Genomic DNA, 24,309 nt, shown 5'->3' with positions numbered 1-24,309 from the left:
GCTACGGCGTGTGGACGCTTCGGAAAAAAGGTATAATGGGTTTCGTGGAAGCATCTGTGTAAATGGGTGGGGGTAGCCCATCCTAGACATTCCGGCTATCGTATGAACATAAGGAAGACAGTTCCTTAACCGGACCTGTTCTATTCCGTGGATTGTGTGAAGCGAAACCAGACGAGCGTCTTTCAAACATCTCTCATACAATCCGGACATATGTTAATGGGTTGCTTCTTACTAGAAGAAAACAGTTGCTTTGATTCTCAAGGGAATCAGAAATTGCATATAGAAGGGAGCTAAGGGTTGATGGCGAAAGACGATGTAATTGAAGTCGAAGGGACAGTTGTTGAGACTTTGCCAAACGCGATGTTTAAGGTAGAATTAGAAAATGGGCACACGGTGCTTGCACACGTTTCTGGAAAGATTCGTATGCACTTTATTCGTATCCTACCTGGAGATAAGGTTACTATTGAGTTATCTCCTTATGATTTAACTCGCGGTCGTATCACATACCGTTTTAAATAATCTTTTGCACTCCGGACTATTAAGGAGGTTAGGTTAGATGAAAGTGAGACCATCTGTGAAACCGATCTGCGAAAAATGTAAAGTAATTCGCCGACGCGGTAAAGTAATGGTAATCTGTGAAAATCCTAAACACAAACAAAAACAAGGGTAATATTTAAGGAGGTGCACAACGTACATGGCACGTATTGCTGGTGTTGACATTCCTCGCGACAAACGCGTGGTAATTTCATTAACTTACATTTACGGTATTGGTAAAACGACTTCTCAAAAAGTATTAGCGGCAGCTGGTATTGACGAAAATATCCGCGTACGCGATCTTTCAGAAGATCAGTTAAACCAAATCCGTGAACAATTAGACACATATAAAACTGAAGGTGATTTACGCCGTGAAATTTCATTAAACATCAAACGTTTAATGGAGATCGCTTCATTCCGTGGTATCCGTCACCGTCGTGGTTTACCAGTTCGTGGTCAAAATACGAAGAACAACGCGCGTACGCGTAAAGGTCCTCGTAAGACTGTAGCGAACAAGAAAAAATAATTAAGTAAAGGAGGTTCCTTCTTAACATGGCTCGTAAACAACAAACTCGTAAACGTCGTGTGAAAAAGAATATCGAAGCTGGTATCGCACACATTCGTTCTACATTCAACAATACAATCGTAACGATTACAGATATGCAAGGTAACGCTGTTTCTTGGTCTTCAGCTGGTTCACTTGGTTTCCGTGGTTCACGTAAATCAACTCCATTTGCTGCTCAAATGGCTGCAGAAACTGCTGCGAAAGCATCCCTTGAACATGGTCTGAAAACGTTGGAAGTAACTGTTAAAGGTCCTGGTGCTGGTCGTGAAGCTGCAATTCGTGCACTTCAAGCTGCTGGTTTAGAAGTAACTGCTATTAAAGACGTTACTCCAGTTCCACATAACGGTTGCCGTCCGCCAAAACGTCGTCGCGTGTAGTGGGTGCAACTTAAGGATATTCCTTAGGTAACATCATTTCTTGTGCAAAAGTCTTGTGCAATTTTAAAAGGTCAGTATTTGACCGGATACTATGATGGTATAACCTATACATTCGATGTTTTGAAGGAGGGTAAATTGAAATGATCGAAATTGAAAAACCAAAGATTGAAACGATCAGCGATGATGCCAAGCATGGTAAATTTGTTGTAGAACCGTTAGAACGCGGATATGGAAACACTTTGGGTAATTCACTACGTCGTATCCTTCTATCTTCATTACCAGGGGCGGCTGTAACATCAGTGCAAATTGATGGCGTATTACACGAATTCTCTACTGTAGAAGGTGTAGTAGAAGATGTTGCTTCAATCATTTTAAACATCAAAAAGCTAGCTTTAAAAATCTACTCTGACGAAGAAAAAGTCATTGAGATTGATGTAAAAGGTGAAGGCGTAGTTACTGCTGCTGACATTACACATGACAGTGATGTAGAAATTTTAAATCCAGATCTATATATTGCAACAATTGCTAAAAACGGTCATCTACGTATGCGTATGTATGCGCAAAGAGGTCGTGGTTACACTCCTGCTGATCAAAACAAACGTGAGGATCTTCCTATCGGCGTGATCCCGATCGACTCTATTTACACTCCAGTTTCACGCGTCAACTTCCAAGTGGAGAACACTCGCGTTGGACAGAACTCTGACTACGATAAGTTATCACTTGATGTGTGGACAGATGGTAGCATCGGTCCAAAAGAGGCGATTTCGCTTGGAGCGAAAATCTTAACAGAGCATTTAAACATTTTCGTAGGCATGACGAATGAAGCGCAAACTGCTGAAATCATGGTCGAAAAAGAAGAAGATCAAAAAGAAAAAGTTTTAGAGATGACTATCGAAGAACTAGATCTTTCTGTTCGTTCTTACAACTGTTTAAAGCGTGCTGGTATCAACACGGTACTAGAGCTTGCTAATAAATCAGAAGACGACATGATGAAAGTTCGCAACCTTGGTCGCAAGTCTTTAGAAGAAGTTAAAGCGAAGTTAGAAGAGCTTGGTTTAGGATTACGTAAAGAAGACTAAGCACATTTTACAATATATAAGCTAGATCAGAGATATTTATAAAGGAGGGAAACATCCATGGGTTACAGAAAACTTGGCCGTACAAGTTCTCAACGTAAAGCGATGTTACGTGACTTAGCTACTGACTTAATCATCAATGAGCGCATCGAAACGACTGAAGCTCGCGCGAAGGAAGTTCGTAAAGCTGTTGAAAAAATGATTACTTTAGGTAAACGCGGTGATTTACATGCTCGTCGTCAAGCGGCTGCATTCATCCGTCGTGAGCTAGTAACGAAAACTGATGAAGAAGGTAACGAAACAACTTCATTCGCACTTCAAAAGTTATTTGATGAGGTTGCTCCACGTTACGCTGAGCGTCAAGGTGGCTATACTCGCATCCTTAAAGTAGGTCCTCGTCGTGGAGACGGCGCACCTGTAGTTGTGATTGAATTAGTTTAATCGTAAACTTGGGTTAGGGGGTGCCTAGTTCACCTGTTGAACGGCACTCCCTTTTTTAAATAAAAGATTTATACGACAATAAATAAGCTGAGCGTTACGATGAGCGGTGGATTTTCCAGGCGTCTCGTCTAGCTCTCGCACCTCATTCACAATGAATAAGCGGAAATGAGCAGCCGTCTTGTTCGATTTAATGTAGTGATAAGCGCATTTCTCTGAATGAGGTGCGCGCTTTTTTATTCTTTAAAAAGTGCAGCTTAATACATATATAAAAATAAAGTACGTTTTAGACAAACGTGCTTTATTTTTATATATGAACCGTACCCGGATATAGTTTTCTGAAAAAAGGTAGCAAACATATATAAAAAAGTGTAATTTTATTAGTAGAGCAGAGAAGTAAGGAGCGGAGAACATGACAGAAATTTTATCGTTTAATAACGTAACGTTTTCATATACACCTGACGTTCCTGATGCACGCAAAGCAGTACAAGATGTCACATTTGCTGTGAATGAAGGCGAATGGATTGCCATTGTTGGGCATAATGGGTCAGGAAAATCAACGCTTGCTAAGTTGATGAGTGGTCTGTTATTTCCTCAAGCAGGAGAAGTGCGCATTATGCGTGAAGTGTTAACGGAGGAAAACTTATGGGAGATACGTTCTCATATGGGTATGGTGTTTCAAAATCCAGATAACCAATTTGTAGGCGCTACGGTACAAGATGATGTAGCTTTTTCCCTTGAGAATAATGGCGTACCCTATAAGGAAATGGTAGAGCGTGTACACGGGTCGTTAAAACAAGTAAAAATGGATAACTTCCTTAATCATGAGCCTCATCATTTATCAGGTGGGCAAAAGCAACGTGTAGCCATTGCAGGCGCACTTGCGATGCATCCTAAAATTTTAATTTTAGATGAAGCAACATCTATGCTAGATCCACAAGGGCGTGAAGAAGTATTACAAACCGTACAGGCACTTCGCGCAAAAATTGGCTTAACAGTACTATCGATTACACATGATTTAGAAGAAGCGATGCTTGCGGACCATGTGTTATTTATGAATGATGGGAAAAAATATGCCGAAGGAACACCAGCGGAAATTTTTGCGCTAGGTGATCAACTCGTCGAACTGGGGTTAGACTTACCATTTGCAATGAAAATGACGAAGCTACTACAAGTGCAAGGTGTACAGCTTGTAGGACAACATATGACAGAAGAAGAGCTGGTGAATGACTTATGGACATCAAACTTCAACAAGTAGGCTATGCGTACTCTAAAGGTACACCATTTGAAAAGTACGCACTTTACGATGTCGATTTAGCGATTACTTCAGGCACATATCAAGCCATTATCGGTCATACGGGCTCGGGTAAATCTACCATCCTACAGCACTTTAATGGGCTATTAAAGCCTTCTACAGGAGAGGTGCATATTGGTGACCGTGTGATTGAAGCAGGGAAAAAAGCAAGGGAATTAAAGCCAATTCGCCAAAAGGTCGGGATTGTGTTCCAATTTCCAGAGCATCAATTATTCGAAGAAACCGTATTAAAAGACATCATGTTCGGTCCGATGAATTTTGGTGTATCCGAACAAGAAGCAGAGCGTCGTGCACGAGAGTTAATCAAGCTTGTAGGTCTTCCGGAAATGGTACTTGAAAAATCGCCATTTGATTTATCAGGTGGACAAATGCGACGTGTAGCGATTGCAGGGGTACTTGCTATGGAACCGGAAGTCATTGTATTAGATGAACCAACTGCCGGTCTTGATCCGCGCGGGCAAAAAGAAATTATGGACATGTTTTACAAGCTGCATAAAGAACGTGGTTTAACAACGATACTTGTGACACACAGTATGGAGGATGCGGCACGCTACGCCGATCAGCTTGCCATTATGCATGAAGGACGTTGTGTACTCACAGAAACGCCGCGTGAGCTATTTGCAGATGCGGAAACATTGAATGAGTACCGGTTAGAGTTACCGCGTATTGTCAAGTTCCAGCAACGTGTCGAGAAAATGATGAATACGAAGCTAGCAAAAGTATGCTTAACAGAAGAGGAACTAGCACAACAGATTGCGCTTGTTGTAAAGGAGCGTGATCGTTCATGATGGAAAAAATGATTTTTGGGCGTTATATTCCGGGCGATTCCTTTGTGCATCGTTTAGATCCACGTTCAAAATTGATGTTTGTATTTGCTTTTATTGTCATCGTATTTTTAGCCAATAACGTCATGACGTATGGTTTATTATTAGCATTTACAGCTGTTGTGATCTTTATGAGCCGCATTCGTCTTTATTTCTTAATCAATGGGTTAAAGCCTGTGATTCTTTTAATGATTTTCACTTTCCTATTGCATATTTTGTTTACGCGTGAAGGGAATATCATTGTTGATGTAGGGTTCCTTAAAATTTATGAGGAAGGCTTAAAGCAGGGGATTTTCATCTCGATTCGTTTCTTAGTTCTTGTGTTTGTGACGTCTATTTTAACGCTAACAACGTCGCCGATTTCGATTACGGACGGTATTGAGACCTTATTAAATCCGCTGAAGAAGGTCAAGGTGCCTGTACATGAGTTAGCGTTGATGATGTCGATTTCACTTCGTTTCATTCCGACGTTAATGGATGAAACAGATAAAATTATGAAGGCACAAATGGCACGTGGCTCCGATTTAAGTGCAGGGCCGTTAAAAGATCGCTTAAAGGCGATTATTCCATTGCTTGTCCCGCTATTTGTCAGTGCATTTAAGCGTGCCGAAGATTTAGCAACAGCAATGGAAGTACGCGGCTATCGTGGGGGCGAAGGACGTACACGTTACCGCCAGTTAAAATGGGATTCAGGTGATACACTCGCATTATTATCACTTGTAGTGATGGCAGCAGTACTTGTGTATTTCCGTAACTAGGAGTGTTGTATGAGAAGGTTAAAGGCGACAATTAGCTATGATGGCACGAACTTTGCAGGCTATCAAGTACAACCTGGAGAGCGTACCGTACAGTTAGAGCTGGAGAAAGTATTGTCGGTGATGCATAAGGGAGAGCAAGTGAAGGTCACAGCAAGTGGACGTACGGATGCGCGTGTCCATGCTACAGGACAAGTCATTCACTTTGATACACCGCTTGCGATTCCTTGCGATAAGTATAGGAAGGCGTTAAATGTGCAGCTGCCTCGAGATATACGCGTCCATATCATAGAAGAAGTAGCAAGTGAGTTCCATGCACGCTATAGTGTGAGTGGAAAGCGTTATCGCTATATTTGGAACTGTGAAGCGATTCCAAGTCCGTTTCGTCGCTTTTATGCAGTCGAAACAAACGGTGTCAAGCCGGATGTGGAAGCGATGAAAGAGGCGGCACAGGCGGTAATCGGTACGCATGATTTTTCTGCTTTTTGCGCGGCGAATACGAGTGTGATAGATAAAGTGCGTACGGTTTATCGTGTAGAGCTTACTTGGCAAGGTGAGGAACTGCATATGACGATAGAAGGCAATGGCTTTTTATACAATATGGTTCGAATTATTGCTGGTACATTGTGGGAAGTAGGTATCGGTAAAAGAAATACAGAAAATGTTAAAGAGATGATTGCCAGTATGGATCGTGGAAAAGCAGGTAAAACCGCGCCAGCACACGGTTTGTACCTCGAAAAGGTGTTTTACGAGAGCTAGTACAACTTCTCCAGGTGTTTAATTAAATCTCTTGACTTATCATGTAATCCATTATATGATGATGTATGGTATTTTCATTACCAACCACAAATAAGCCCCGAAAACTTATAGTGTAGACTAATGAAAAATAACGGTAATAACTATCGATTAGGAGGATATATTCATGCGTACAACATTCATGGCTAAAGGTCACGAAGTAGAGCGTAAATGGTTAGTAGTTGACGCAGAAGGCCAAACTCTTGGACGTTTAGCTTCTGAAGTAGCTGCAATTTTACGCGGTAAACATAAACCAACTTTCACACCAAACGTTGACACTGGTGATCACGTAATCATCATCAACGCTGACAAAATTGAGTTAACAGGTAACAAATTAGAAGGTAAAATTTACTACCGTCACACTCAATTCGCAGGCGGTTTAAAACAACGTACTGCTGGTGAAATGAAAGAAAAATACCCAACTCAAATGATTGAGTTAGCAGTTAAAGGTATGCTTCCTAAAAACTCTTTAGGTCGCAAAATGTTCGGTAAACTTAACGTTTACACTGGAGCAGAGCACCCACACGCTGCACAAAAACCGGAAAGCTATACGCTTCGCGGATAATATAATATAAGAGGAGGATATACCCTTGGCACAAGTTCAATATATCGGCACAGGTCGTCGTAAAAGCTCAGTAGCTCGCGTACGTTTAGTACCAGGCGAAGGCAAAATTGTTATCAACAAACGCGATGTTGAAGATTACGTTCCATTCGCAACATTACGTGAAGTAATTAAACAACCATTAGTAGCAACTGAAACTTTAGGTAGCTATGATATCCACGTAAACGTAAACGGTGGTGGTTTCACTGGTCAAGCTGGTGCAATCCGTCACGGTATCGCACGTGCATTATTACAAGTTGACCCAGATTTCCGCCCAGCGTTAAAATCTGCTGGTTTACTTACTCGTGACGCTCGTATGAAAGAACGTAAAAAATACGGTCTTAAAGGCGCTCGTCGTGCACCTCAGTTCTCAAAACGTTAATTTTACGCATACAGAACTTCCAACCTCTCAAGGCTTTTGTCTTGGGAGGTTTTTTCTATTAGTTCAGATTAATTGTATTGTTGGTTTTTAGGGTGAGAAAAATACAATGTTTGTGTAATTGCATCATCTTGTATGAAGTGTAAGAGTAGTAGTATGAGACAATAAAAGTTATCCGTATGTAATTATAGGAGATGTTTGTTTGGGATTCATTATTTTAAGAAGCTGTAGCGCCATTATAACGATTATTATTTTAATACTTTTATGGAAGAGTCCTTCTGCATGGGAAGAAAAGAAAGCATCAAAGAGGATTACGAACCTTGTATTGTATGGTGGTTAATTGGTCTTGATGTTATCTTGTTTGTTTTAATGACGGTTGTTAAAGGCGGCTAAATATTCGATATTTGCAATACTAAGTGTGTCTAGATATTTATTTCATTTGAAGTGAAATAAAGCTTAAACTTTGAAAGGAGCTATCCAAGCGGAGTAGGATGGCTCCTTTATGTTTGCTAAAAAATAGCGTGTATTAGTATGGTATTAATCAACCTCACTCAAATCCATTAACTGAGTACCAATTCGGTTCATATTTGTGTAGGCGTCATTCATTTCATGCATGCTGGCTGTATACTGCTGTGTAAAGGCAACGATTTGTGTGGTCGATTCATTTACATAACTCATCGCCTGTTTAATATTATCAAGCTCTTTAGTAATATTTTCCGCACTTGCCGTACTACTTTGCGCCATTTTTTGAATTTCCTCTGCCACGACGGCGAAGCCTTTGCCATGAATGCCTGAGCGTGCTGCCTCAATAGAAGCATTTAACCCTAAAATTTGTGATTTCCTTGAAATATCTTTCACTGTATTTACAATCGAGTTAATTTGTTGGATATCATGATTCATTGTATGGGCAAACGCCGATAAGTCTTCCATGCGCTTTGATACATGAGTGCTAGCCTGTGTTAATTCCTCTGTTGTAGCAGACATTTGCTGTACAGCACTTGAAAGCTCTGTGGCTACAATCCGCATATGGTGCACACGGTCATTCGAAATCACGCCAGTAACGACCCCAACAACTTTGCCCTCGTCATAAATAGGGCTGGCGGAGGCGATATAGGCAAATCCAAATAGTTCTGCCCCGCGTTCTTCTCGGAGAAATTTTCTGCTTTTCATTGCGCGGACACTTGTTGTGTTTTTGTGCATGTCAATGGTTTCCCCGACTCTAATATTTAAATCGACCATTTTCCCGCGTTTATACCCCACTACTTTTTCTGTATCGAAAATGAGTACACAAGCATCTTCTGGATAGGTTGCTTGATAAATATCAATTGAATCCACAACGGCTTTTAATTTGCTATTCATGCGATCCCCCTCATTCCTATATTCATCTAGTAAAAATATACAAAAAATCTACTAATTCTACTATATAATAAAAACCGCGCTTTAAATATGGAATATTGCAATTTTGTATATGGGGACACATTCAGATTGAAATATATCATTGTATAATCGAATACATTTGTATACGATTGTATTCAAGGGGTGATGTACATGAGAAAAGAGCATGAAGAGGAATTTGCTAGAGAAGAATGCAGACATGGTGGGCGAAAAAGAGGGCACCGTGGTGCACAAACATTTCGACGTGGTAGAGCGCTTTCCTTCTATCAGCAATTGGTTATTAAGCAAGATACATTAAAAAAACAATTAGAATCTGTGGAATTACAATCCATTCACCCAATTATTGCAGGTGAATTGAAGGCGACGGAAGCGATTATGAATGATTTTAAAGCGGCTTTTGCGTTAGATGAAATAATCGAAGAAACAGTAGAAGAGTAACATTGGTGATACAGGTAATATACAAAGTGAGTTGCTTGTAACAATCCAATCTCTCAAGCGAAAGTTTGAGGGATTTTTTCACGTGAAACATTTTAGAATGAAAAGGAGGTTAGTACTTTGCAAGCTGTTTTGAAGTTAACAAAGTATTTAAAGCCGTATATCGCATTTGCTATTATTGCACCACTTATGATGCTTTTAGAAGTCGCGATGGATTTAGTGCAACCAGCCATCTTACAGTTGATTATTGATAATGGCATTGCACAACATGATACGGCTTATATTGTAACAATGTTTAGCCTAATGATTGTGGCAGCAGTTTTCGGCTTGATTGGCGGTATAGGTTGTTCCATTTATGCCTCACGGGTAGCCGTCAATTTTGCCGCGGATATACGACATGATTTATATGAAACGATTACATATTTTTCGAATAGTAGTAAGGATCAATTTACGCTCGGTAAGCTCATTACAAATTTAACGAGCGATGTAGAAATGCTTCAGCGTGCACTGACGATGTTATTGAAGATCTTTGTGCGTGGCCCGATGTTATTTGTTGGTGCTATTGTGATGGTGTATTTCACAGCGCGGGAGCTATTTTCTATTTTACTCGTTGTCGTACCCATTTTAGCTATTTGTGTGTACTTCTTTACGATGATTTCAGGTAAGCTATTTCACCGTGTACAAAAGGTTGTGGACCAAGTAAATACAAAAGTACAGGAAAATTTAGCGGGCATCCGAGTAGTAAAAGCATACAACTGTAAAAATCATCAGATTGCCCAGTTTGCTGAAGTCAATACGCAGCTGATGAAACGCAGTATTCATGCAGATCAAATCATTGGGATTTTAGCCCCGTTATCGATGTTTGTGATTAATATGGGGATCGTTGCAGCATTATGGCTGGGCGCCATTAAAGTAGAAAACAATACGATTCAAATTGGCGTTATTTTAGCATTTACGAACTACTTAATGATGGTGATGAATGGTTTAATGAGTTCCTCTATGGTACTTATACAGCTTGCGCGTGCTGTACCTAGCGCAGAGCGTATCGTTTCCGTACTAGAAGAAACGACTGAAGTGAACAGTCCTGAGCAACCAGTGAATCATTCGGTACGTGGCGATATAGCTTTTGAAAATGTCAGCTTTTCTTATAATAAAGACACAGAACCCGTACTAAAGGAGCTGTCCTTTTCTGTGAAGGCAGGAGAAACAGTCGGGATTATCGGTATGACCGGTAGTGGAAAGTCAACGCTTGTCAAAATGATTCCGCGTTTATTTGATGCTAATCAAGGAACGATAAAAATTGACGGGATTCCCATTCAACAATACGATTTACAACAGCTCCGTGAATCGATTGGATTTGCCCCGCAAAAGGCAACGTTATTTTCCAAAACGATTGCTGACAATATTCGCTACGGAGAGGAAGCCGCAACAAATGTTCAAATTGCAGAAAGTTTGCTTGCTGCTTGTGCAAGCGAGTTTGTAGAGAAGTTACCAGCAGGTATAGAACATACATTAACACAAGGGGCAACGAATTTATCGGGTGGACAAAAACAACGTCTCGCCATGGCGCGCGCGTTTATTCGTAAGCCGGCTATCCTTATTTTAGATGATGTTACAAGTGCAGTTGATAGTATTTCCGAAAAGAAAATTCAACAAGCAATCCAAGCAGAGTTTGCGGATGCAACGAAATTTATCGTGTCATCGAAAGTTTCTTCCATTCGTCATGCAAATCAAATTTTTGTAATGGATGACGGGCGAATTACTGCCAGTGGAACACATGAGGCATTACTCGCAACAAGTGATTTATATCAACAAATTGTACGCACACAAATAGAAAAGGGGGGACGGTAAGTGAATAAACGACCAGGCGGACCGCCACCACCAATGGGTCATCCAGGCGGACGGTTTAATGGACCTGTCGTAAAGCCAAAAAATCAAAAACAGACACTCCTCCGTATATGGAGCTATTTGCGTCAGCAAAAATTAGGGATGCTTTTAGCGACATTTCTAGTCATTATTGGTTCATTACTTGGCTTAATAGGTCCGTACTTAGTCGGTGTCATTACGGATGAATACATCTTAAAGTTAGATGTGAGTGGTGCGATTCGCATGTCCATCATGCTAGCGACTATCTATACCGTGTATTCATTATTCACGTGGTTACAGTTTTATGTGATGATCCGTGTTTCACAGAAAACAATTCGCCAATTACGCCAACAATTGTTTGCAAAGCTACAAAACTTACCGTTATCGTTTTTCGACAAGCGTAAGCAAGGCGATTTAATGAGTCGTATGACAAACGATATTGATAACTTAAATGCAGCATTATCGCAAAGTGTTATACAAATTATTTCTTCGTTCCTAACAATTATTGGGACGGCTTTTGTGCTTTTCTATTTGAATTGGATGCTAGCGATTGTGACATTAACGGTTATTCCGTTAATCGTATGGGTAACAAAGCAAATTATTAAGCGTAGTAGTGTTAATTTCGTAGCGCGGCAACGTGATTTAGGACAGCTAAATGGTTATATAGAAGAAACCATTTCCAATTCGGATATTACAACGCTGTTTGGGAAAGAAAAGAAAACCGTAGCAGAGTTTACAGAAGTGAATGAACGGCTACGTACATCTGCTATGCGTGCAGATATTGTTTCTGGCTTTATGGGTCCGATTAATAACTTCATGAATAACTTTGGCACAGGATTAGTCATTGGTGTAGGTGCCATTTTAGCGGTGAAAGGTGATGTCACAATTGGTGTGATTGCTTCTGTTGTAGTCTATACGCGTCAATTTTTCCGTCCGATTAATCAGTTATCCAACTTGTTAAATACATTCCAGTCAGCTATTGCTGGTTCTGAGCGCGTCTTCGAGATTTTAGACGAAAAAGAAGAAGTGGCAGACAAGTTAGATGCGAAAGAAAAGAGTCGCTTTAACGGGGATATTCAGTTTGAACAAGTAGCATTCGAATATGAAACAGGCAAGCCCATTTTACGTGGCATTGATTTCACAGCGAGAGCGGGTGAGGTGGTAGCGATTGTCGGTCCAACTGGCTCAGGCAAAACAACGATTATTCAGCTCCTTACTCGTTTTTATGATACGACAGGGGGCAGAATTTTGTTGGATGGTGAGCCGATTACGCATTATAAAATGGCCAATGTCCGTGATCATGTCGGTGTTGTATTGCAAGATACGTACTTATTCTCCGGTACAGTACGTGAAAACATTCGATTCGGTAAACTCGACGCAACAGATGAAGAAGTAGAGCAGGCAGCGAAAATTGCTTGTGCCCATAATTTTATTAAATATTTACCACAGCAATATGACACATTACTAACAAGCGGTGGTATGAATTTAAGTCAGGGACAACGACAGCTGATTGCGATTGCTCGTGCCGTTTTAGAAGACCCCGATATTTTAATTCTTGATGAAGCAACATCAAGTGTGGATACAATGACAGAATTACACATTCAAAAAGGCTTAAATAATTTAATGAAGGGGCGTACAAGCTTTGTGATTGCCCACCGATTAAAAACAATTGAAAATGCAGACACAATTCTGGTGATAAAAGATGGGCAAATTTTAGAATCAGGTAATCACAATTCATTAATGAAGAAACAGGGTTTTTACGCAACATTACAAAATCATCTGGCAATGGAATAATGCATAGACTCACTCTCTTTTACGTATAGTATGGAAAAAGGAGAGTGGACATGTGCGACGTTGGTTAGCAGTACTTGTATTACTATGTACTTGTATGCTCGTCGTTGTGTATGAAACAAGTGCATCGGACAGGCGCTTTTTCTTACCGGAGCCTCTAGGCGGGGTGACAATCGTGCTTGATGCTGGGCATGGCGGAATAGATGGTGGGGCGTCGAATGGCGATCTCATCGAAAAGGACGTCACACTTGCAATTACACAAAAGCTAGCAAGACAGCTAAAGCGTCTTGGAGCGGAAGTTGTGATGACACGTACAACAGAAGGGGATGTCATTAGCGAGCATAAACCAGGTGAAGAGTATCCAACACTGCGAGAGCGTAAAAAGCAAGATATTTTCTTAAGACAGTCGATTGTTGCAAGCACACAACCGGATTTATTTATCACAGTCCATGCTAATGCCATTCCAGATAGTCAGTGGCGTGGTGCGCAAGTGTTTTATCATAAAACAGGACATGAGCAAAGCCAATACTTAGCTAAAGCGATTCAATTATCGATTCGAGAAGATTTAGGAAACACAAACAGGGAAGCACTCGCGATTGAGCAAGTATATTTACTGAAAAAAACGGAAGTACCTGCTGTATTAGTGGAGACAGGCTTCTTGAGCAACCCGGAAGAAAGTGCGTTACTTGCGGATAAAAACTATCAAGAAAAAATGGCCATCGCCATCGCCGAAGGTATTGAAAACTATTTTGATATGTCGTATGAGTGAAGCAACTCACAGTACTACTAGAAGTGCAGTGTGATATACTAGCAATGGATATAAAATTTGGGGGAGTGTATGAATTTGATGAACGAACAACAAGTCAGAGAACTATTGGGGCAACTAGAAGATCCTTTTTTACATAGAACGTTAGAGCAAACAGGCGGCATTTTAAGCGTAACAATTAAGGAAGACAAGCAATTTGTTAGCGTAAAAATTGCCATTGCAAAAACAAACACACCAGAACAAATGACACTTCAAATGAAAATTGTTGAGGTATTAAAAGCAAATGGTGCAGCTTCAGTAGGTATTCGTTTTGAAGAATTATCGCCAGAAGTATTAGATTCATTCCGCGGCCAAGCGACAGAAGCAGAGGCGCAAGACATTTTATCGCCATTATCTAAAGTACAATTTATTGCCATTGCCTCTGGTAAAGGTGGCGTAGGGAAATCGACAGTGTCAGTCAATATGGCAGTAGCGCTGTCTCGTCTAGGTAAAAAAGTAGGTTTAATCGATGCGGATATTTACGGATTTAGCGTACCAGATATGATGGGCATTACAGAAATGCCAGTTGTAAAAAATGACCGTATCTATCCTGTAGAGCGCATGGGTGTAAAAGTCATTTCAATGGGCTTCTTCGTAGAAAATAATGCACCAATCGTATGGCGTGGACCAATGCTAGGAAAAGTATTAGATCAGTTCTTCCGTGATGTAGAGTGGGGCGATCTGGATTACTTATTATTAGATTTACCACCAGGTACAGGGGATGTAGCACTTGATTTACATCAAATGTTGCCAGCTTCAAAAGAAATCGTTGTCACAACACCTCATCCAACAGCAGCATTTGTTGCAGCGCGCGCGGGTGCGATGGCATTACAAACAAACCATGAAATTCTTGGTGTAATCGAAAATATGGCGTGGTTCGAGTCAAAACTAACAGGTGAACGCGAATACGTATTTGGTCAAGGCGGAGGTCCAAAATTAGCGGAAGAGCTACGCACAGATTTACTTGGTCAAATTCCTTTAGGTCAACCAGACTGGGCAGATGAGGATTTTGCACCATCTGTTTATGCTGAAGACCACCCAACAGGTCAAATCTATTTAGAAATCGCTGGGCGTATCGTTGAAAGATTGACGAAATAATGGCATTAAAGAGGAGGTGTCACTTTGGACACCTCCTTTTCATATAAAGATAAGAAAGTATAAACTTTTTCAAATTGAAAGGGTGTCTAGCCCCAGCGCCTCGTGACGTGTCGAAAGTCTCTTTGAGCCTGTCTCCAACGCATGTCAGGGCTAGAGAGGGCGCGGTATGTGGATACCCATTAAACTTATAATGCTCTATCCACTAAAAAAGTAGCAATTCAAATGAATCGCTACTTTTCCTTTTTCAAGACAATAATCCTCAATTGTTAGTAGATAGTAAAGACATGAATAATGGACATCGGATTACGTTCTAAGATTGGTGATTATTAACCACCGCCGCCACTGTCTTTTCCACCACTTTCATCTTTACTGCCACCAGATTCGCCTGCTTTAGAGCTACCTTCCTCTTCACTTTTCCGAATCAACTCTTGCCATTTAGATTGCATTAATGGATTTTCAATCGTTTCTTTTACAACGTCCTCCATCTGTTTTCGAAGTTCAGTCCCTTTTAAAATGGACTCGAATTGTTTTTGCATATCTGGTTGGTCAAAAAATTGGATTAATGTTTTTTGATATTCGGCATCGTTCATTAAGGTTTTCATTAATTTTTCTTGCTGTTCCTGCATGCTTTTGGCTAATGTTTCTTTAAACTTAGGGTCTTCAAATGTCTTTTTCCAAAAATCCTCCGCTTCTTTTGAGAGGAGTGTGTTTTTCATAGCCGTATCGACTTCGCTGTGTTCAAGCACAAGTAGTTCGCGAAAACTTTGATCTTGAAGTAATTGTCGTATTGCTTTTTTTCCTTCTTCTGTTTGCAATGCGTCTACCATAATTTTCTTTACTTCTTCATATGATAACGTCGACGTATTTTCGCCTGAACAACTAACTAACACTAAAGCTACCCAACATAAGATGAATAGTCGCCGCATAAGTCCCTTCCTTTCCGTGAAAGCGCTCTTTCAATTATTGTTCACATTTCGGGGAATAATATGTATGGAATCACATCATCATTAGCTTTTTTACAAAAGCATTGTTAAAATAAGATGAGGAAATTGAATAAACGGAGGACAATTTGTCGTGACGATACGAAATTGGTTTAAGTTTTTTGTAATAGCTATGCTAATTGGCGGTGGTGTCACAGCAGTGGCAAGCCTTTTTATACGCTGGAATTTCTTTCAACCATATTTAGTCGCAGGTGAATTCGGCGAATTTATTGCTGCCTTTACATGGATGATTTTACTTGGTTTTACGATGAGTGTAATTGCGCAAGCTGGTTTTTTTGCTTATCTCACACTACATCAAATTGGTGTCGGTGTTTTTAAAACGTTAACACTTTGGAACTGGGTACAATTACTTTTAATTATCATTGTCTTAGTGGATTTAGTGATTTTCCGCTTTGCACCAGATGCTAAATCTGTAGGGGATTGGCTATTCTACATAGGTCTATTAGTGTTTTTAGTAGGCGCGGCGATTGCAACTGCTATTAAAAAAGTGAACATGACTGGCAAAAAGCATGTATTGATTTCAGCGATATTCTTTATGATTGTCATTACATCATTAGAATGGATTATTGCGTTAATGGGGCGTCAAGACAATATTAATATGTATGTTGCTCTATTATTATTCCCACTTGTCGCAGTAAATGCGTATCAGTTATTAATGTTACCGAAGTATAATGAAAAATCAGAGCAAGATCGTAAAAAATTAGAGGAGCGCCGCAAAGCACGGAAGCAAACAGCGCAACAATCTTAATAATGAAGAGAGACTGACCACAACTTCTGGTCAGTCTTTTTTTTAAAGAGAAAAGTATAAACTTTTTCAAATTGAAAGAGTATCTATCTTCAGCGCATGTCGGGGCTAGAGAGGGAGCTTGCGCTTTTCTTTAAGGATAGCGTTTTGTTTTAAGCGAATAACCAAATAGACTTTCTTCTATAGAAAGAAAGTGTTGTTTAGCCACCCAATCCGAGAATTGAGTAAAATCTACATTTGTCTCCTTATATACAGGCAAAGATAATATCGTTCCTTTTTCCAGCTTCTTAGGTAACACATTGTTGCGAACAACAAGAGAAGGGGCAATCATATTAATTTGCTGTTCAAATAATGTGCGTTTTAATGTGTCTTCATACATATAGCCTTTTAACATAAACCATAATGGCTTGTTGTCGAATGCATTTTCATAAACAGCTATATCCTGCTCAACCGTTTCAAGTGTTTCCCCTAATAACCCAGTAGCACGTTGATAGGTATTTAATAATTCTACAAGATGGTCCGCTCGTTCAATAAGATCGGCGTCTAACAAAAAGAGTGTATTACGACTGTTTGGGGAAGTAATGAATTCTACTAGTCCATCATGTTCAAAATCTAATTCTATTATCAGAACCTGTCCATTATTTCCTTTTACAATTACATTGGGCTCCTCTGTCATTAAAAATACCGGAATACGAATGTCTTGAAGAGAATAATAAGCAGCTAATGATAGCGTAAATAAACCTAATAATATCAGTACCTTTCGCATGGTTGGCATGCTCCTTTTTTTGCGCGGATTTTAAAAAGAAATGAGTTTCTCAAAAAAACTTATGAAATAGTGTTGACGAATATGAGTAGGTGGTGCTAATATAAGTAAGTCGCTAAGACATGAAGAAAGTTTTAAAGAAAATCATTGACTTAATAAAAAGTTGATGGTAAGATACTAAAAGTCACTATCGAAAGCAGATAATGATAAAAAACTTTCAAAAAAGTTGTTGACATGAAATTAGGTTAGTGTTAAGATATAAAAGTTGCTGTTGAAGTAACTTAACAAAATGAACTTTGAAAACTGAACAAGCAAAACGTTAACAATAAATGTTTCTAAATAAGAAACAAAATTTTGGACATCAAACATGATGCCAGCAAATTTGAGCTTACTCAAATTCTTTTTATGGAGAGTTTGATCCTGGCTCAGGACGAACGCTGGCGGCGTGCCTAATACATGCAAGTCGAGCGGACTTTCATTTGATGCTTGCATCAGATGAAAGTTAGCGGCGGACGGGTGAGTAACACGTGGGCAACCTGCCCTGTAGTTTGGGATAACTCCGGGAAACCGGGGCTAATACCGAATAATACTTTCTAATACATGTTAGAAAGTTGAAAGATGGTTCTGCTATCGCTACAGGATGGGCCCGCGGCGCATTAGCTAGTTGGTGAGGTAACGGCTCACCAAGGCGACGATGCGTAGCCGACCTGAGAGGGTGATCGGCCACACTGGGACTGAGACACGGCCCAGACTCCTACGGGAGGCAGCAGTAGGGAATCTTCCACAATGGGCGAAAGCCTGATGGAGCAACGCCGCGTGAGTGAAGAAGGATTTCGGTTCGTAAAACTCTGTTGTAAGGGAAGAACAAGTACAGTAGTAACTGGCTGTACCTTGACGGTACCTTATTAGAAAGCCACGGCTAACTACGTGCCAGCAGCCGCGGTAATACGTAGGTGGCAAGCGTTGTCCGGAATTATTGGGCGTAAAGCGCGCGCAGGCGGTCCTTTAAGTCTGATGTGAAAGCCCACGGCTCAACCGTGGAGGGTCATTGGAAACTGGGGGACTTGAGTGCAGAAGAGGAAAGTGGAATTCCAAGTGTAGCGGTGAAATGCGTAGAGATTTGGAGGAACACCAGTGGCGAAGGCGACTTTCTGGTCTGTAACTGACGCTGAGGCGCGAAAGCGTGGGGAGCAAACAGGATTAGATACCCTGGTAGTCCACGCCGTAAACGATGAGTGCTAAGTGTTAGGGGGTTTCCGCCCCTTAGTGCTGCAGCTAACGCATTAAGCACTCCGCCTGGGGAGTACGGTCGCAAGACTGAAACTCAAAGGAATTGACGGGGGCCCGCACAAGCGGTGGAGCATGTGGTTTAATTCGAAGCAACGCGAAGAACCTTACCAGGTCTTGACATCCCGGTGACCACTATGGAGACATAGTTTTCCCTTCGGGGACAACGGTGACAGGTGGTGCATGGTTGTCGTCAGCTCGTGTCGTGAGATGTTGGGTTAAGTCCCGCAACGAGCGCAACCCTTGATCTTAGTTGCCATCATTCAGTTGGGCACTCTAAGGTGACTGCCGGTGACAAACCGGAGGAAGGTGGGGATGACGTCAAATCATCATGCCCCTTATGACCTGGGCTACACACGTGCTACAATGGACGGTACAAACGGTTGCCAACCCGCGAGGGGGAGCTAATCCGATAAAACCGTTCTCAGTTCGGATTGTAGGCTGCAACTCGCCTACATGAAGCCGGAATCGCTAGTAATCGCGGATCAGCATGCCGCGGTGAATACGTTCCCGGGCCTTGTACACACCGCCCGTCACACCACGAGAGTTTGTAACACCCGAAGTCGGTGAGGTAACCTTTTGGAGCCAGCCGCCGAAGGTGGGATAGATGATTGGGGTGAAGTCGTAACAAGGTAGCCGTATCGGAAGGTGCGGCTGGATCACCTCCTTTCTAAGGATATTTTCGGAATACTGACATGGTCAGTAGTTAACGTTTTGCGTTCAGTTTTGAAAGTTTATGACTTTCTAAATACCTTGCTCCTGACGCTTGCGCTATCGTCGCAAAGCTGCATGTAGCAAATACACTGATGCATATCACGATGTGATGGAAGTCAGTAGCTTTGTTCTTTGAAAACTGGATAAAACGACATTGAAAGCAAACACAAATTTCTATTTTAAATAGATAAGAGTCAAAACAAGTCAAGTAACATTGACGTGTCAACTTAAAATCTTGAACGTTGTTCAAGTATAACTTGGTTAAGTTATTAAGGGCGCACGGTGGATGCCTTGGCACTAGGAGTCGATGAAGGACGGCACTAACACCGATATGCCTCGGGGAGCTGTAAGTAAGCTTTGATCCGGGGATTTCCGAATGGGGGAACCCACTACGTTTAATCGCGTAGTACCTTTACGTGAATTCATAGCGTACTGGAGACAGACCCAGGGAACTGAAACATCTAAGTACCTGGAGGAAGAGAAAGAAAATTCGATTCCCTGAGTAGCGGCGAGCGAAACGGGAAGAGCCCAAACCAAGAGGCTTGCCTCTTGGGGTTGTAGGACACTCTATACGGAGTTACAAAGGCATGTATTAGGCGAAGCGACTTGGAAAGGTCCGCCAGAGCAGGTAATAGCCCTGTAGTCGAAAGTACATGCCCTCCAGAGTGGATCCTGAGTACGGCGGAACACGTGAAATTCCGTCGGAATCCGGGAGGACCATCTCCCAAGGCTAAATACTACCTAGTGACCGATAGTGAACCAGTACCGTGAGGGAAAGGTGAAAAGCACCCCGGGAGGGGAGTGAAAGAGAACCTGAAACCGTGTGCCTACAAGTAGTTAGAGCCCGTTAATGGGTGATAGCGTGCCTTTTGTAGAATGAACCGGCGAGTTACGATTACGTGCGAGGTTAAGTTGTGAAGACGGAGCCGCAGCGAAAGCGAGTCTGAATAGGGCGATGTAGTACGTGGTCGTAGACCCGAAACCAGGTGATCTACCCATGTCCAGGGTGAAGGTGAGGTAACACTCACTGGAGGCCCGAACCCACGCACGTTGAAAAGTGCGGGGATGAGGTGTGGGTAGCGGAGAAATTCCAATCGAACCTGGAGATAGCTGGTTCTCTCCGAAATAGCTTTAGGGCTAGCCTCGTGATGAGAATACCGGAGGTAGAGCACTGTTTGGACTAGGGGGGCATCTCGCTTTACCGAATTCAGACAAACTCCGAATGCCGGATATTTATGCACGGGAGTCAGACTGCGAGTGATAAGATCCGTAGTCAAAAGGGAAACAGCCCAGACCACCAGCTAAGGTCCCAAAGTAATCGTTAAGTGGAAAAGGATGTGGCGTTGCTTAGACAACCAGGATGTTGGCTTAGAAGCAGCCATCATTTAAAGAGTGCGTAATAGCTCACTGGTCGAGTGACGCTGCGCCGAAAATGTATCGGGGCTAAACGATTCACCGAAGCTGTGGATTCACACCATTGGTGTGAGTGGTAGGAGAGCGTTCTAACTGCGCTGAAGTCAGACCGGAAGGACTGGTGGAGCGGTTAGAAGTGAGAATGCCGGTATGAGTAGCGAAAGACAGGTGAGAATCCTGTCCACCGTATGACTAAGGTTTCCTGAGGAAGGCTCGTCCGCTCAGGGTTAGTCGGGACCTAAGCCGAGGCCGACAGGCGTAGGCGATGGACAACAGGTTGATATTCCTGTACTACCTCCCCACCGTTTGAGAAATGGGGGGACGCAGAAGGGTAGGGTAAGCAGAGCGTTGGTTGTCTCTGTTCAAGCAGTAAGGTGTGTACGTAGGCAAATCCGCGTACTAATACATTGAGCTGTGATGACGAGTCCGTATGGACGAAGTTCCTGATCTCACGCTGCCAAGAAAAGCCTCTATCGAGGTGGGAGGTACCCGTACCGCAAACCGACACAGGTAGTCGAGGAGAGAATCCTAAGGTGTGCGAGAGAACTCTCGTTAAGGAACTCGGCAAAATGACCCCGTAACTTCGGGAGAAGGGGTGCTCTGGTAGGGTGAAAGCCCGAGAGAGCCGCAGTGAATAGGCCCAGGCGACTGTTTAGCAAAAACACAGGTCTCTGCAAAACCGTAAGGTGACGTATAGGGGCTGACGCCTGCCCGGTGCTGGAAGGTTAAGAGGAGTGGTTAGCGCAAGCGAAGCTATGAATTGAAGCCCCAGTAAACGGCGGCCGTAACTATAACGGTCCTAAGGTAGCGAAATTCCTTGTCGGGTAAGTTCCGACCCGCACGAAAGGCGTAACGATCTGGGCACTGTCTCAACGAGAGACTCGGTGAAATTATAGTACCTGTGAAGATGCAGGTTACCCGCGACAGGACGGAAAGACCCCGTGGAGCTTTACTGTAGCTTGATATTGAAATTTGGTGCAACTTGTACAGGATAGGTAGGAGCCAGAGAAACCGGAGCGCTAGCTTCGGTGGAGGCGTCGGTGGGATACTACCCTGGTTGTACTGAATTTCTAACCCATGCCCCTTAGCGGGGTAGGAGACAGTGTCAGGCGGACAGTTTGACTGGGGCGGTCGCCTCCTAAAAGGTAACGGAGGCGCCCAAAGGTTCCCTCAGAATGGTTGGAAATCATTCGTAGAGTGTAAAGGCACAAGGGAGCTTGACTGCGAGACCTACAAGTCGAGCAGGGTCGAAAGACGGGCTTAGTGATCCGGTGGTTCCGCATGGAAGGGCCATCGCTCAACGGATAAAAGCTACCCCGGGGATAACAGGCTTATCTCCCCCAAGAGTCCACATCGACGGGGAGGTTTGGCACCTCGATGTCGGCTCATCGCATCCTGGGGCTGTAGTCGGTCCCAAGGGTTGGGCTGTTCGCCCATTAAAGCGGTACGCGAGCTGGGTTCAGAACGTCGTGAGACAGTTCGGTCCCTATCCGTCGTGGGCGTAGGAAATTTGAGAGGAGCTGTCCTTAGTACGAGAGGACCGGGATGGACATACCGCTGGTGTACCAGTTGTCGTGCCAACGGCATCGCTGGGTAGCTATGTATGGACGGGATAAGTGCTGAAAGCATCTAAGCATGAAGCCCCCCTCAAGATGAGATTTCCCATTACGCAAGTAAGTAAGACCCCTGAAAGACGATCAGGTAGATAGGTTCGAGGTGGAAGTGTGGCGACACATGGAGCTGACGAATACTAATCGGTCGAGGACTTAACCACATTTTGTAAATTGCACAATGCACCGTTTATCCAGTTTTGAAAGAACAACTTCTTTCTTAAAAGAGAGCTTCAAGACACAAGTAGTACAAGGAAGCAAATGAGTGAATGAAGGAGCGTACCTATGTACGTGACTGATTGAACGAATGTAGCTGACGCAGTAATACGCCGTGTATTGGAGGTCGACCATAGTCTAGTGATGATGGCAAAGAGGTCACACCCGTTCCCATACCGAACACGGAAGTTAAGCTCTTTAGCGCCGATGGTAGTTGGGGGCTTCCCCCTGTGAGAGTAGGACATCGCTAGGCGCAAAAAGTCGCTACTAATTCAGTTAGTAGTGGCTTTTTTTATTGTTTAAGAAATCATAAAATGTCGTATTGTAGGTAATAGTTGTTGGAAAAGGGCATGTACGTCTAGGCGAAAGTGCCATCCCCTTATGACAATTTGACTCTCTCCTACATATGACTAGCGTGCTACTTGTTAGGCTTCTTCACCCGTGTCTGGGATTAGCAGGCGCTTTTATTTTTTTAAAAATAAAATTTTTTAATTGATGAACCATTATGAATAATATTAACCGGTACGAAGTAATTATTAGTACCGGTTTTTTATTTTATGGTTACTATCTTATAACGAACAAATGTACAAACATACAATGCGTGTCGATTTATCTCTTATTGTTAAAGAAAACATCAGAATATGTTGATTTCTGCTATAGCTGATTCGCTTTCCGCAGGCAAGGCCTCAACTAATAGGATGATTATTTGCGGGAAATGAAGTAGAAAAATAGACGGACAAAATAATAGCTTAAAAATGGTTGCGGAAGAGTTAGCTATAAAAGGTATTTCTTCTATTCGATTTGATAAACGCGGAGTAGGAGATAATGCAGGACTGATTACATCGGAGGAAGAAGTAACATTTGAGTCATTCGTAGAAGATGTGAAACAATTGGTGAAATATGCGAAGGAAGATGAGCGTTTTTCGAGTGTTCATATCATTGGGCATAGTGAGGGTGCATTAATCGGTATGTTAGCTACACAGGCAGGAAATGTAGATTCTTATATTTCAATAGCAGGTGCTGGTAGACCAATCGATGAGCTATTATTGGAACAGTTACAAGGATCACTTTCTGATGATTTATTAGCTGAATCAGAGCGTATTTTAGCCACTTTAAAGGAAGGGGAAATCGTAACGGATGTACCGACAGAACTCACTGCTATCTTTAGATCTTCTGTACAACCGTATATGATTTCATTGTTAAAATATCATCCTGTGCAAGTGATTAGTGAACTAGATGTACCTATTCTAGTCGTGCAGGGATCAGCAGATATTCAGGCGAGTGAAATAGACGCGCAAGCGTTAAAAGCAGGGAATGAGCAGGCTCAACTTGTGATGATCAAAGGGATGAATCATGTACTGAAAATAGCTCCAGCCAATCGGGAAACCAATATAGCCACATACAATGAATCAGAGCGACCATTAGCAGATACACTCATTGATACATTGGTACAATTCATCTTACAATAAGGGCACGGCATTTAAAAATCAACCTAACATTTTTGGATGTTA

At 42.2% G+C, this 24,309-nt stretch carries 22 protein-coding genes and 3 rRNA genes; 22 read left to right on the top strand and 3 right to left on the bottom strand.

Going from position 1 to position 24,309, the window contains the following annotated elements:
• Nucleotides 1–300: 300 nt before the first annotated feature.
• The 12 genes from infA to rpsI all read left to right on the top strand — a co-directional run bounded on the left by infA (nucleotide 301) and on the right by rpsI (nucleotide 7,662).
• Entirely contained in the window at nucleotides 301–519 is a 219-nt protein-coding gene (gene infA / locus ACQQ2I_RS19670) for a translation initiation factor IF-1 (RefSeq protein WP_016839390.1), read from the top strand.
• A 37-nt stretch (nucleotides 520–556) separates the two neighbouring features.
• The gene (gene rpmJ, locus ACQQ2I_RS19665; protein WP_000868344.1) at nucleotides 557–670 is read left to right on the top strand and encodes a 50S ribosomal protein L36; all 114 of its coding nucleotides are present in this window, start codon (nucleotides 557–559) and stop codon (nucleotides 668–670) included.
• 24 nt (nucleotides 671–694) lie between these two features.
• Complete coding sequence (gene rpsM / locus ACQQ2I_RS19660; RefSeq protein WP_391374258.1) at nucleotides 695–1,060, top strand: 30S ribosomal protein S13; 366 nt, start codon at nucleotides 695–697, stop codon at nucleotides 1,058–1,060.
• A gap of 26 nt (nucleotides 1,061–1,086) precedes the next feature.
• Complete coding sequence (rpsK, locus tag ACQQ2I_RS19655; protein WP_431028420.1) at nucleotides 1,087–1,476, top strand: 30S ribosomal protein S11; 390 nt, start codon at nucleotides 1,087–1,089, stop codon at nucleotides 1,474–1,476.
• 140 nt (nucleotides 1,477–1,616) lie between these two features.
• Nucleotides 1,617–2,555, top strand: a complete 939-nt coding sequence (locus ACQQ2I_RS19650) for a DNA-directed RNA polymerase subunit alpha (RefSeq protein ID WP_391374254.1) — start codon at nucleotides 1,617–1,619, stop codon at nucleotides 2,553–2,555.
• A 57-nt stretch (nucleotides 2,556–2,612) separates the two neighbouring features.
• Complete coding sequence (rplQ, locus tag ACQQ2I_RS19645) at nucleotides 2,613–2,993, top strand: 50S ribosomal protein L17 (protein WP_036151908.1); 381 nt, start codon at nucleotides 2,613–2,615, stop codon at nucleotides 2,991–2,993.
• A 409-nt stretch (nucleotides 2,994–3,402) separates the two neighbouring features.
• Complete coding sequence (locus ACQQ2I_RS19640) at nucleotides 3,403–4,248, top strand: energy-coupling factor ABC transporter ATP-binding protein (RefSeq protein ID WP_431028419.1); 846 nt, start codon at nucleotides 3,403–3,405, stop codon at nucleotides 4,246–4,248.
• On the top strand, nucleotides 4,224–5,093 hold the full coding sequence (locus ACQQ2I_RS19635; protein ID WP_431028418.1) for an energy-coupling factor ABC transporter ATP-binding protein: 870 nt from the start codon (nucleotides 4,224–4,226) through the stop codon (nucleotides 5,091–5,093). The genes ACQQ2I_RS19640 and ACQQ2I_RS19635 overlap by 25 nt, the downstream gene beginning before the upstream one ends.
• Nucleotides 5,090–5,887: an energy-coupling factor transporter transmembrane component T family protein gene (locus ACQQ2I_RS19630; RefSeq protein WP_431028417.1), complete on the top strand. Its 798-nt coding sequence runs from the start codon at nucleotides 5,090–5,092 to the stop codon at nucleotides 5,885–5,887. The genes ACQQ2I_RS19635 and ACQQ2I_RS19630 overlap by 4 nt, the downstream gene beginning before the upstream one ends.
• A 9-nt stretch (nucleotides 5,888–5,896) precedes the next feature.
• On the top strand, nucleotides 5,897–6,643 hold the full coding sequence (truA, locus tag ACQQ2I_RS19625; protein WP_431028416.1) for a tRNA pseudouridine(38-40) synthase TruA: 747 nt from the start codon (nucleotides 5,897–5,899) through the stop codon (nucleotides 6,641–6,643).
• A gap of 163 nt (nucleotides 6,644–6,806) precedes the next feature.
• On the top strand, nucleotides 6,807–7,244 hold the full coding sequence (gene rplM / locus ACQQ2I_RS19620) for a 50S ribosomal protein L13 (RefSeq protein ID WP_391374240.1): 438 nt from the start codon (nucleotides 6,807–6,809) through the stop codon (nucleotides 7,242–7,244).
• A gap of 25 nt (nucleotides 7,245–7,269) precedes the next feature.
• Nucleotides 7,270–7,662: a 30S ribosomal protein S9 gene (rpsI, locus tag ACQQ2I_RS19615; RefSeq protein ID WP_391374238.1), complete on the top strand. Its 393-nt coding sequence runs from the start codon at nucleotides 7,270–7,272 to the stop codon at nucleotides 7,660–7,662.
• A gap of 534 nt (nucleotides 7,663–8,196) precedes the next feature.
• Here rpsI and ACQQ2I_RS19610 read toward each other — a convergent pair.
• Nucleotides 8,197–9,018 (bottom strand): methyl-accepting chemotaxis protein, encoded by an 822-nt coding sequence (locus tag ACQQ2I_RS19610; protein WP_431028415.1) that lies wholly within the window; start codon nucleotides 9,016–9,018, stop codon nucleotides 8,197–8,199.
• A gap of 189 nt (nucleotides 9,019–9,207) precedes the next feature.
• Here ACQQ2I_RS19610 and ACQQ2I_RS19605 point away from each other — a divergent pair, with 189 nt between their 5' ends.
• From ACQQ2I_RS19605 to ACQQ2I_RS19585, 5 genes are all read left to right on the top strand, one after another.
• Nucleotides 9,208–9,492, top strand: a complete 285-nt coding sequence (locus ACQQ2I_RS19605; protein ID WP_431028414.1) for a 2-keto-3-deoxygluconate kinase — start codon at nucleotides 9,208–9,210, stop codon at nucleotides 9,490–9,492.
• 117 nt (nucleotides 9,493–9,609) lie between these two features.
• Entirely contained in the window at nucleotides 9,610–11,340 is a 1,731-nt protein-coding gene (locus ACQQ2I_RS19600) for an ABC transporter ATP-binding protein (protein ID WP_431028413.1), read from the top strand.
• 33 nt (nucleotides 11,341–11,373) lie between these two features.
• Entirely contained in the window at nucleotides 11,374–13,149 is a 1,776-nt protein-coding gene (locus ACQQ2I_RS19595; protein WP_431030557.1) for an ABC transporter ATP-binding protein, read from the top strand.
• 52 nt (nucleotides 13,150–13,201) lie between these two features.
• Nucleotides 13,202–13,915, top strand: coding sequence for an N-acetylmuramoyl-L-alanine amidase (locus ACQQ2I_RS19590; protein ID WP_431028411.1), 714 nt, complete (start codon nucleotides 13,202–13,204; stop codon nucleotides 13,913–13,915).
• Between the two features lie 75 nt (nucleotides 13,916–13,990).
• Nucleotides 13,991–15,049, top strand: a complete 1,059-nt coding sequence (locus tag ACQQ2I_RS19585; protein ID WP_431028410.1) for a P-loop NTPase — start codon at nucleotides 13,991–13,993, stop codon at nucleotides 15,047–15,049.
• Nucleotides 15,050–15,375: 326 nt separating this feature from the next.
• Here the strand turns inward: ACQQ2I_RS19585 and gerD are convergent, their stop codons facing one another.
• A complete protein-coding gene (gene gerD / locus ACQQ2I_RS19580) occupies nucleotides 15,376–15,975 on the bottom strand; it encodes a spore germination lipoprotein GerD (RefSeq protein ID WP_431028409.1) in 600 nt (199 codons plus the stop codon).
• 148 nt (nucleotides 15,976–16,123) lie between these two features.
• Between gerD and ACQQ2I_RS19575 the strand changes: the two genes are divergently transcribed.
• Nucleotides 16,124–16,798, top strand: coding sequence for a KinB-signaling pathway activation protein (locus ACQQ2I_RS19575; protein WP_431028408.1), 675 nt, complete (start codon nucleotides 16,124–16,126; stop codon nucleotides 16,796–16,798).
• 130 nt (nucleotides 16,799–16,928) lie between these two features.
• On the opposite strand, the gene ACQQ2I_RS19570 is transcribed toward ACQQ2I_RS19575, so the two are convergent.
• On the bottom strand, nucleotides 16,929–17,561 hold the full coding sequence (locus ACQQ2I_RS19570; protein WP_431028407.1) for a hypothetical protein: 633 nt from the start codon (nucleotides 17,559–17,561) through the stop codon (nucleotides 16,929–16,931).
• A gap of 399 nt (nucleotides 17,562–17,960) precedes the next feature.
• On the opposite strand from ACQQ2I_RS19570, the gene ACQQ2I_RS19565 reads away from it, so the two are divergent.
• The 4 genes from ACQQ2I_RS19565 (at nucleotide 17,961) to ACQQ2I_RS19550 (ending at nucleotide 24,267) form a co-directional block, all read left to right on the top strand.
• Nucleotides 17,961–19,515 (top strand): 16S ribosomal RNA (locus ACQQ2I_RS19565).
• A 303-nt stretch (nucleotides 19,516–19,818) separates the two neighbouring features.
• Nucleotides 19,819–22,746 (top strand): 23S ribosomal RNA (locus ACQQ2I_RS19560).
• Nucleotides 22,747–22,935: 189 nt separating this feature from the next.
• A 5S ribosomal RNA gene (gene rrf / locus ACQQ2I_RS19555) occupies nucleotides 22,936–23,051 on the top strand.
• Together the 16S, 23S and 5S rRNA genes form the textbook arrangement of a ribosomal RNA operon.
• Before the next feature lie 502 nt (nucleotides 23,052–23,553).
• A complete protein-coding gene (locus ACQQ2I_RS19550) occupies nucleotides 23,554–24,267 on the top strand; it encodes an alpha/beta hydrolase (protein ID WP_431028406.1) in 714 nt (237 codons plus the stop codon).
• Nucleotides 24,268–24,309: the final 42 nt, after the last annotated feature.

The organism is Lysinibacillus sp. LZ02 (assembly GCF_050613145.1).
Lineage (GTDB): Bacteria > Bacillota > Bacilli > Bacillales_A > Planococcaceae > Lysinibacillus_B.
This window is presented reverse-complemented; position numbering and strand designations above follow the sequence as displayed.

Coding starts and splice junctions, on each gene's coding strand:
- ACQQ2I_RS19610 (WP_431028415.1), bottom strand. CDS start 9,018: ATGAATAGCAAATTAAAAGCCGTTGTGGATTCAATTGATATTTATCAA.
- rpsK (WP_431028420.1), top strand. CDS start 1,087: ATGGCTCGTAAACAACAAACTCGTAAACGTCGTGTGAAAAAGAATATC.
- rplM (WP_391374240.1), top strand. CDS start 6,807: ATGCGTACAACATTCATGGCTAAAGGTCACGAAGTAGAGCGTAAATGG.
- ACQQ2I_RS19595 (WP_431030557.1), top strand. CDS start 11,374: ATGGGTCATCCAGGCGGACGGTTTAATGGACCTGTCGTAAAGCCAAAA.
- truA (WP_431028416.1), top strand. CDS start 5,897: ATGAGAAGGTTAAAGGCGACAATTAGCTATGATGGCACGAACTTTGCA.
- ACQQ2I_RS19635 (WP_431028418.1), top strand. CDS start 4,224: ATGGACATCAAACTTCAACAAGTAGGCTATGCGTACTCTAAAGGTACA.
- ACQQ2I_RS19605 (WP_431028414.1), top strand. CDS start 9,208: ATGAGAAAAGAGCATGAAGAGGAATTTGCTAGAGAAGAATGCAGACAT.
- rpmJ (WP_000868344.1), top strand. CDS start 557: ATGAAAGTGAGACCATCTGTGAAACCGATCTGCGAAAAATGTAAAGTA.
- ACQQ2I_RS19570 (WP_431028407.1), bottom strand. CDS start 17,561: ATGCGAAAGGTACTGATATTATTAGGTTTATTTACGCTATCATTAGCT.
- gerD (WP_431028409.1), bottom strand. CDS start 15,975: ATGCGGCGACTATTCATCTTATGTTGGGTAGCTTTAGTGTTAGTTAGT.
- rplQ (WP_036151908.1), top strand. CDS start 2,613: ATGGGTTACAGAAAACTTGGCCGTACAAGTTCTCAACGTAAAGCGATG.
- infA (WP_016839390.1), top strand. CDS start 301: ATGGCGAAAGACGATGTAATTGAAGTCGAAGGGACAGTTGTTGAGACT.
- ACQQ2I_RS19650 (WP_391374254.1), top strand. CDS start 1,617: ATGATCGAAATTGAAAAACCAAAGATTGAAACGATCAGCGATGATGCC.
- ACQQ2I_RS19640 (WP_431028419.1), top strand. CDS start 3,403: ATGACAGAAATTTTATCGTTTAATAACGTAACGTTTTCATATACACCT.
- rpsM (WP_391374258.1), top strand. CDS start 695: ATGGCACGTATTGCTGGTGTTGACATTCCTCGCGACAAACGCGTGGTA.
- ACQQ2I_RS19630 (WP_431028417.1), top strand. CDS start 5,090: ATGATGGAAAAAATGATTTTTGGGCGTTATATTCCGGGCGATTCCTTT.
- ACQQ2I_RS19550 (WP_431028406.1), top strand. CDS start 23,554: ATGGTTGCGGAAGAGTTAGCTATAAAAGGTATTTCTTCTATTCGATTT.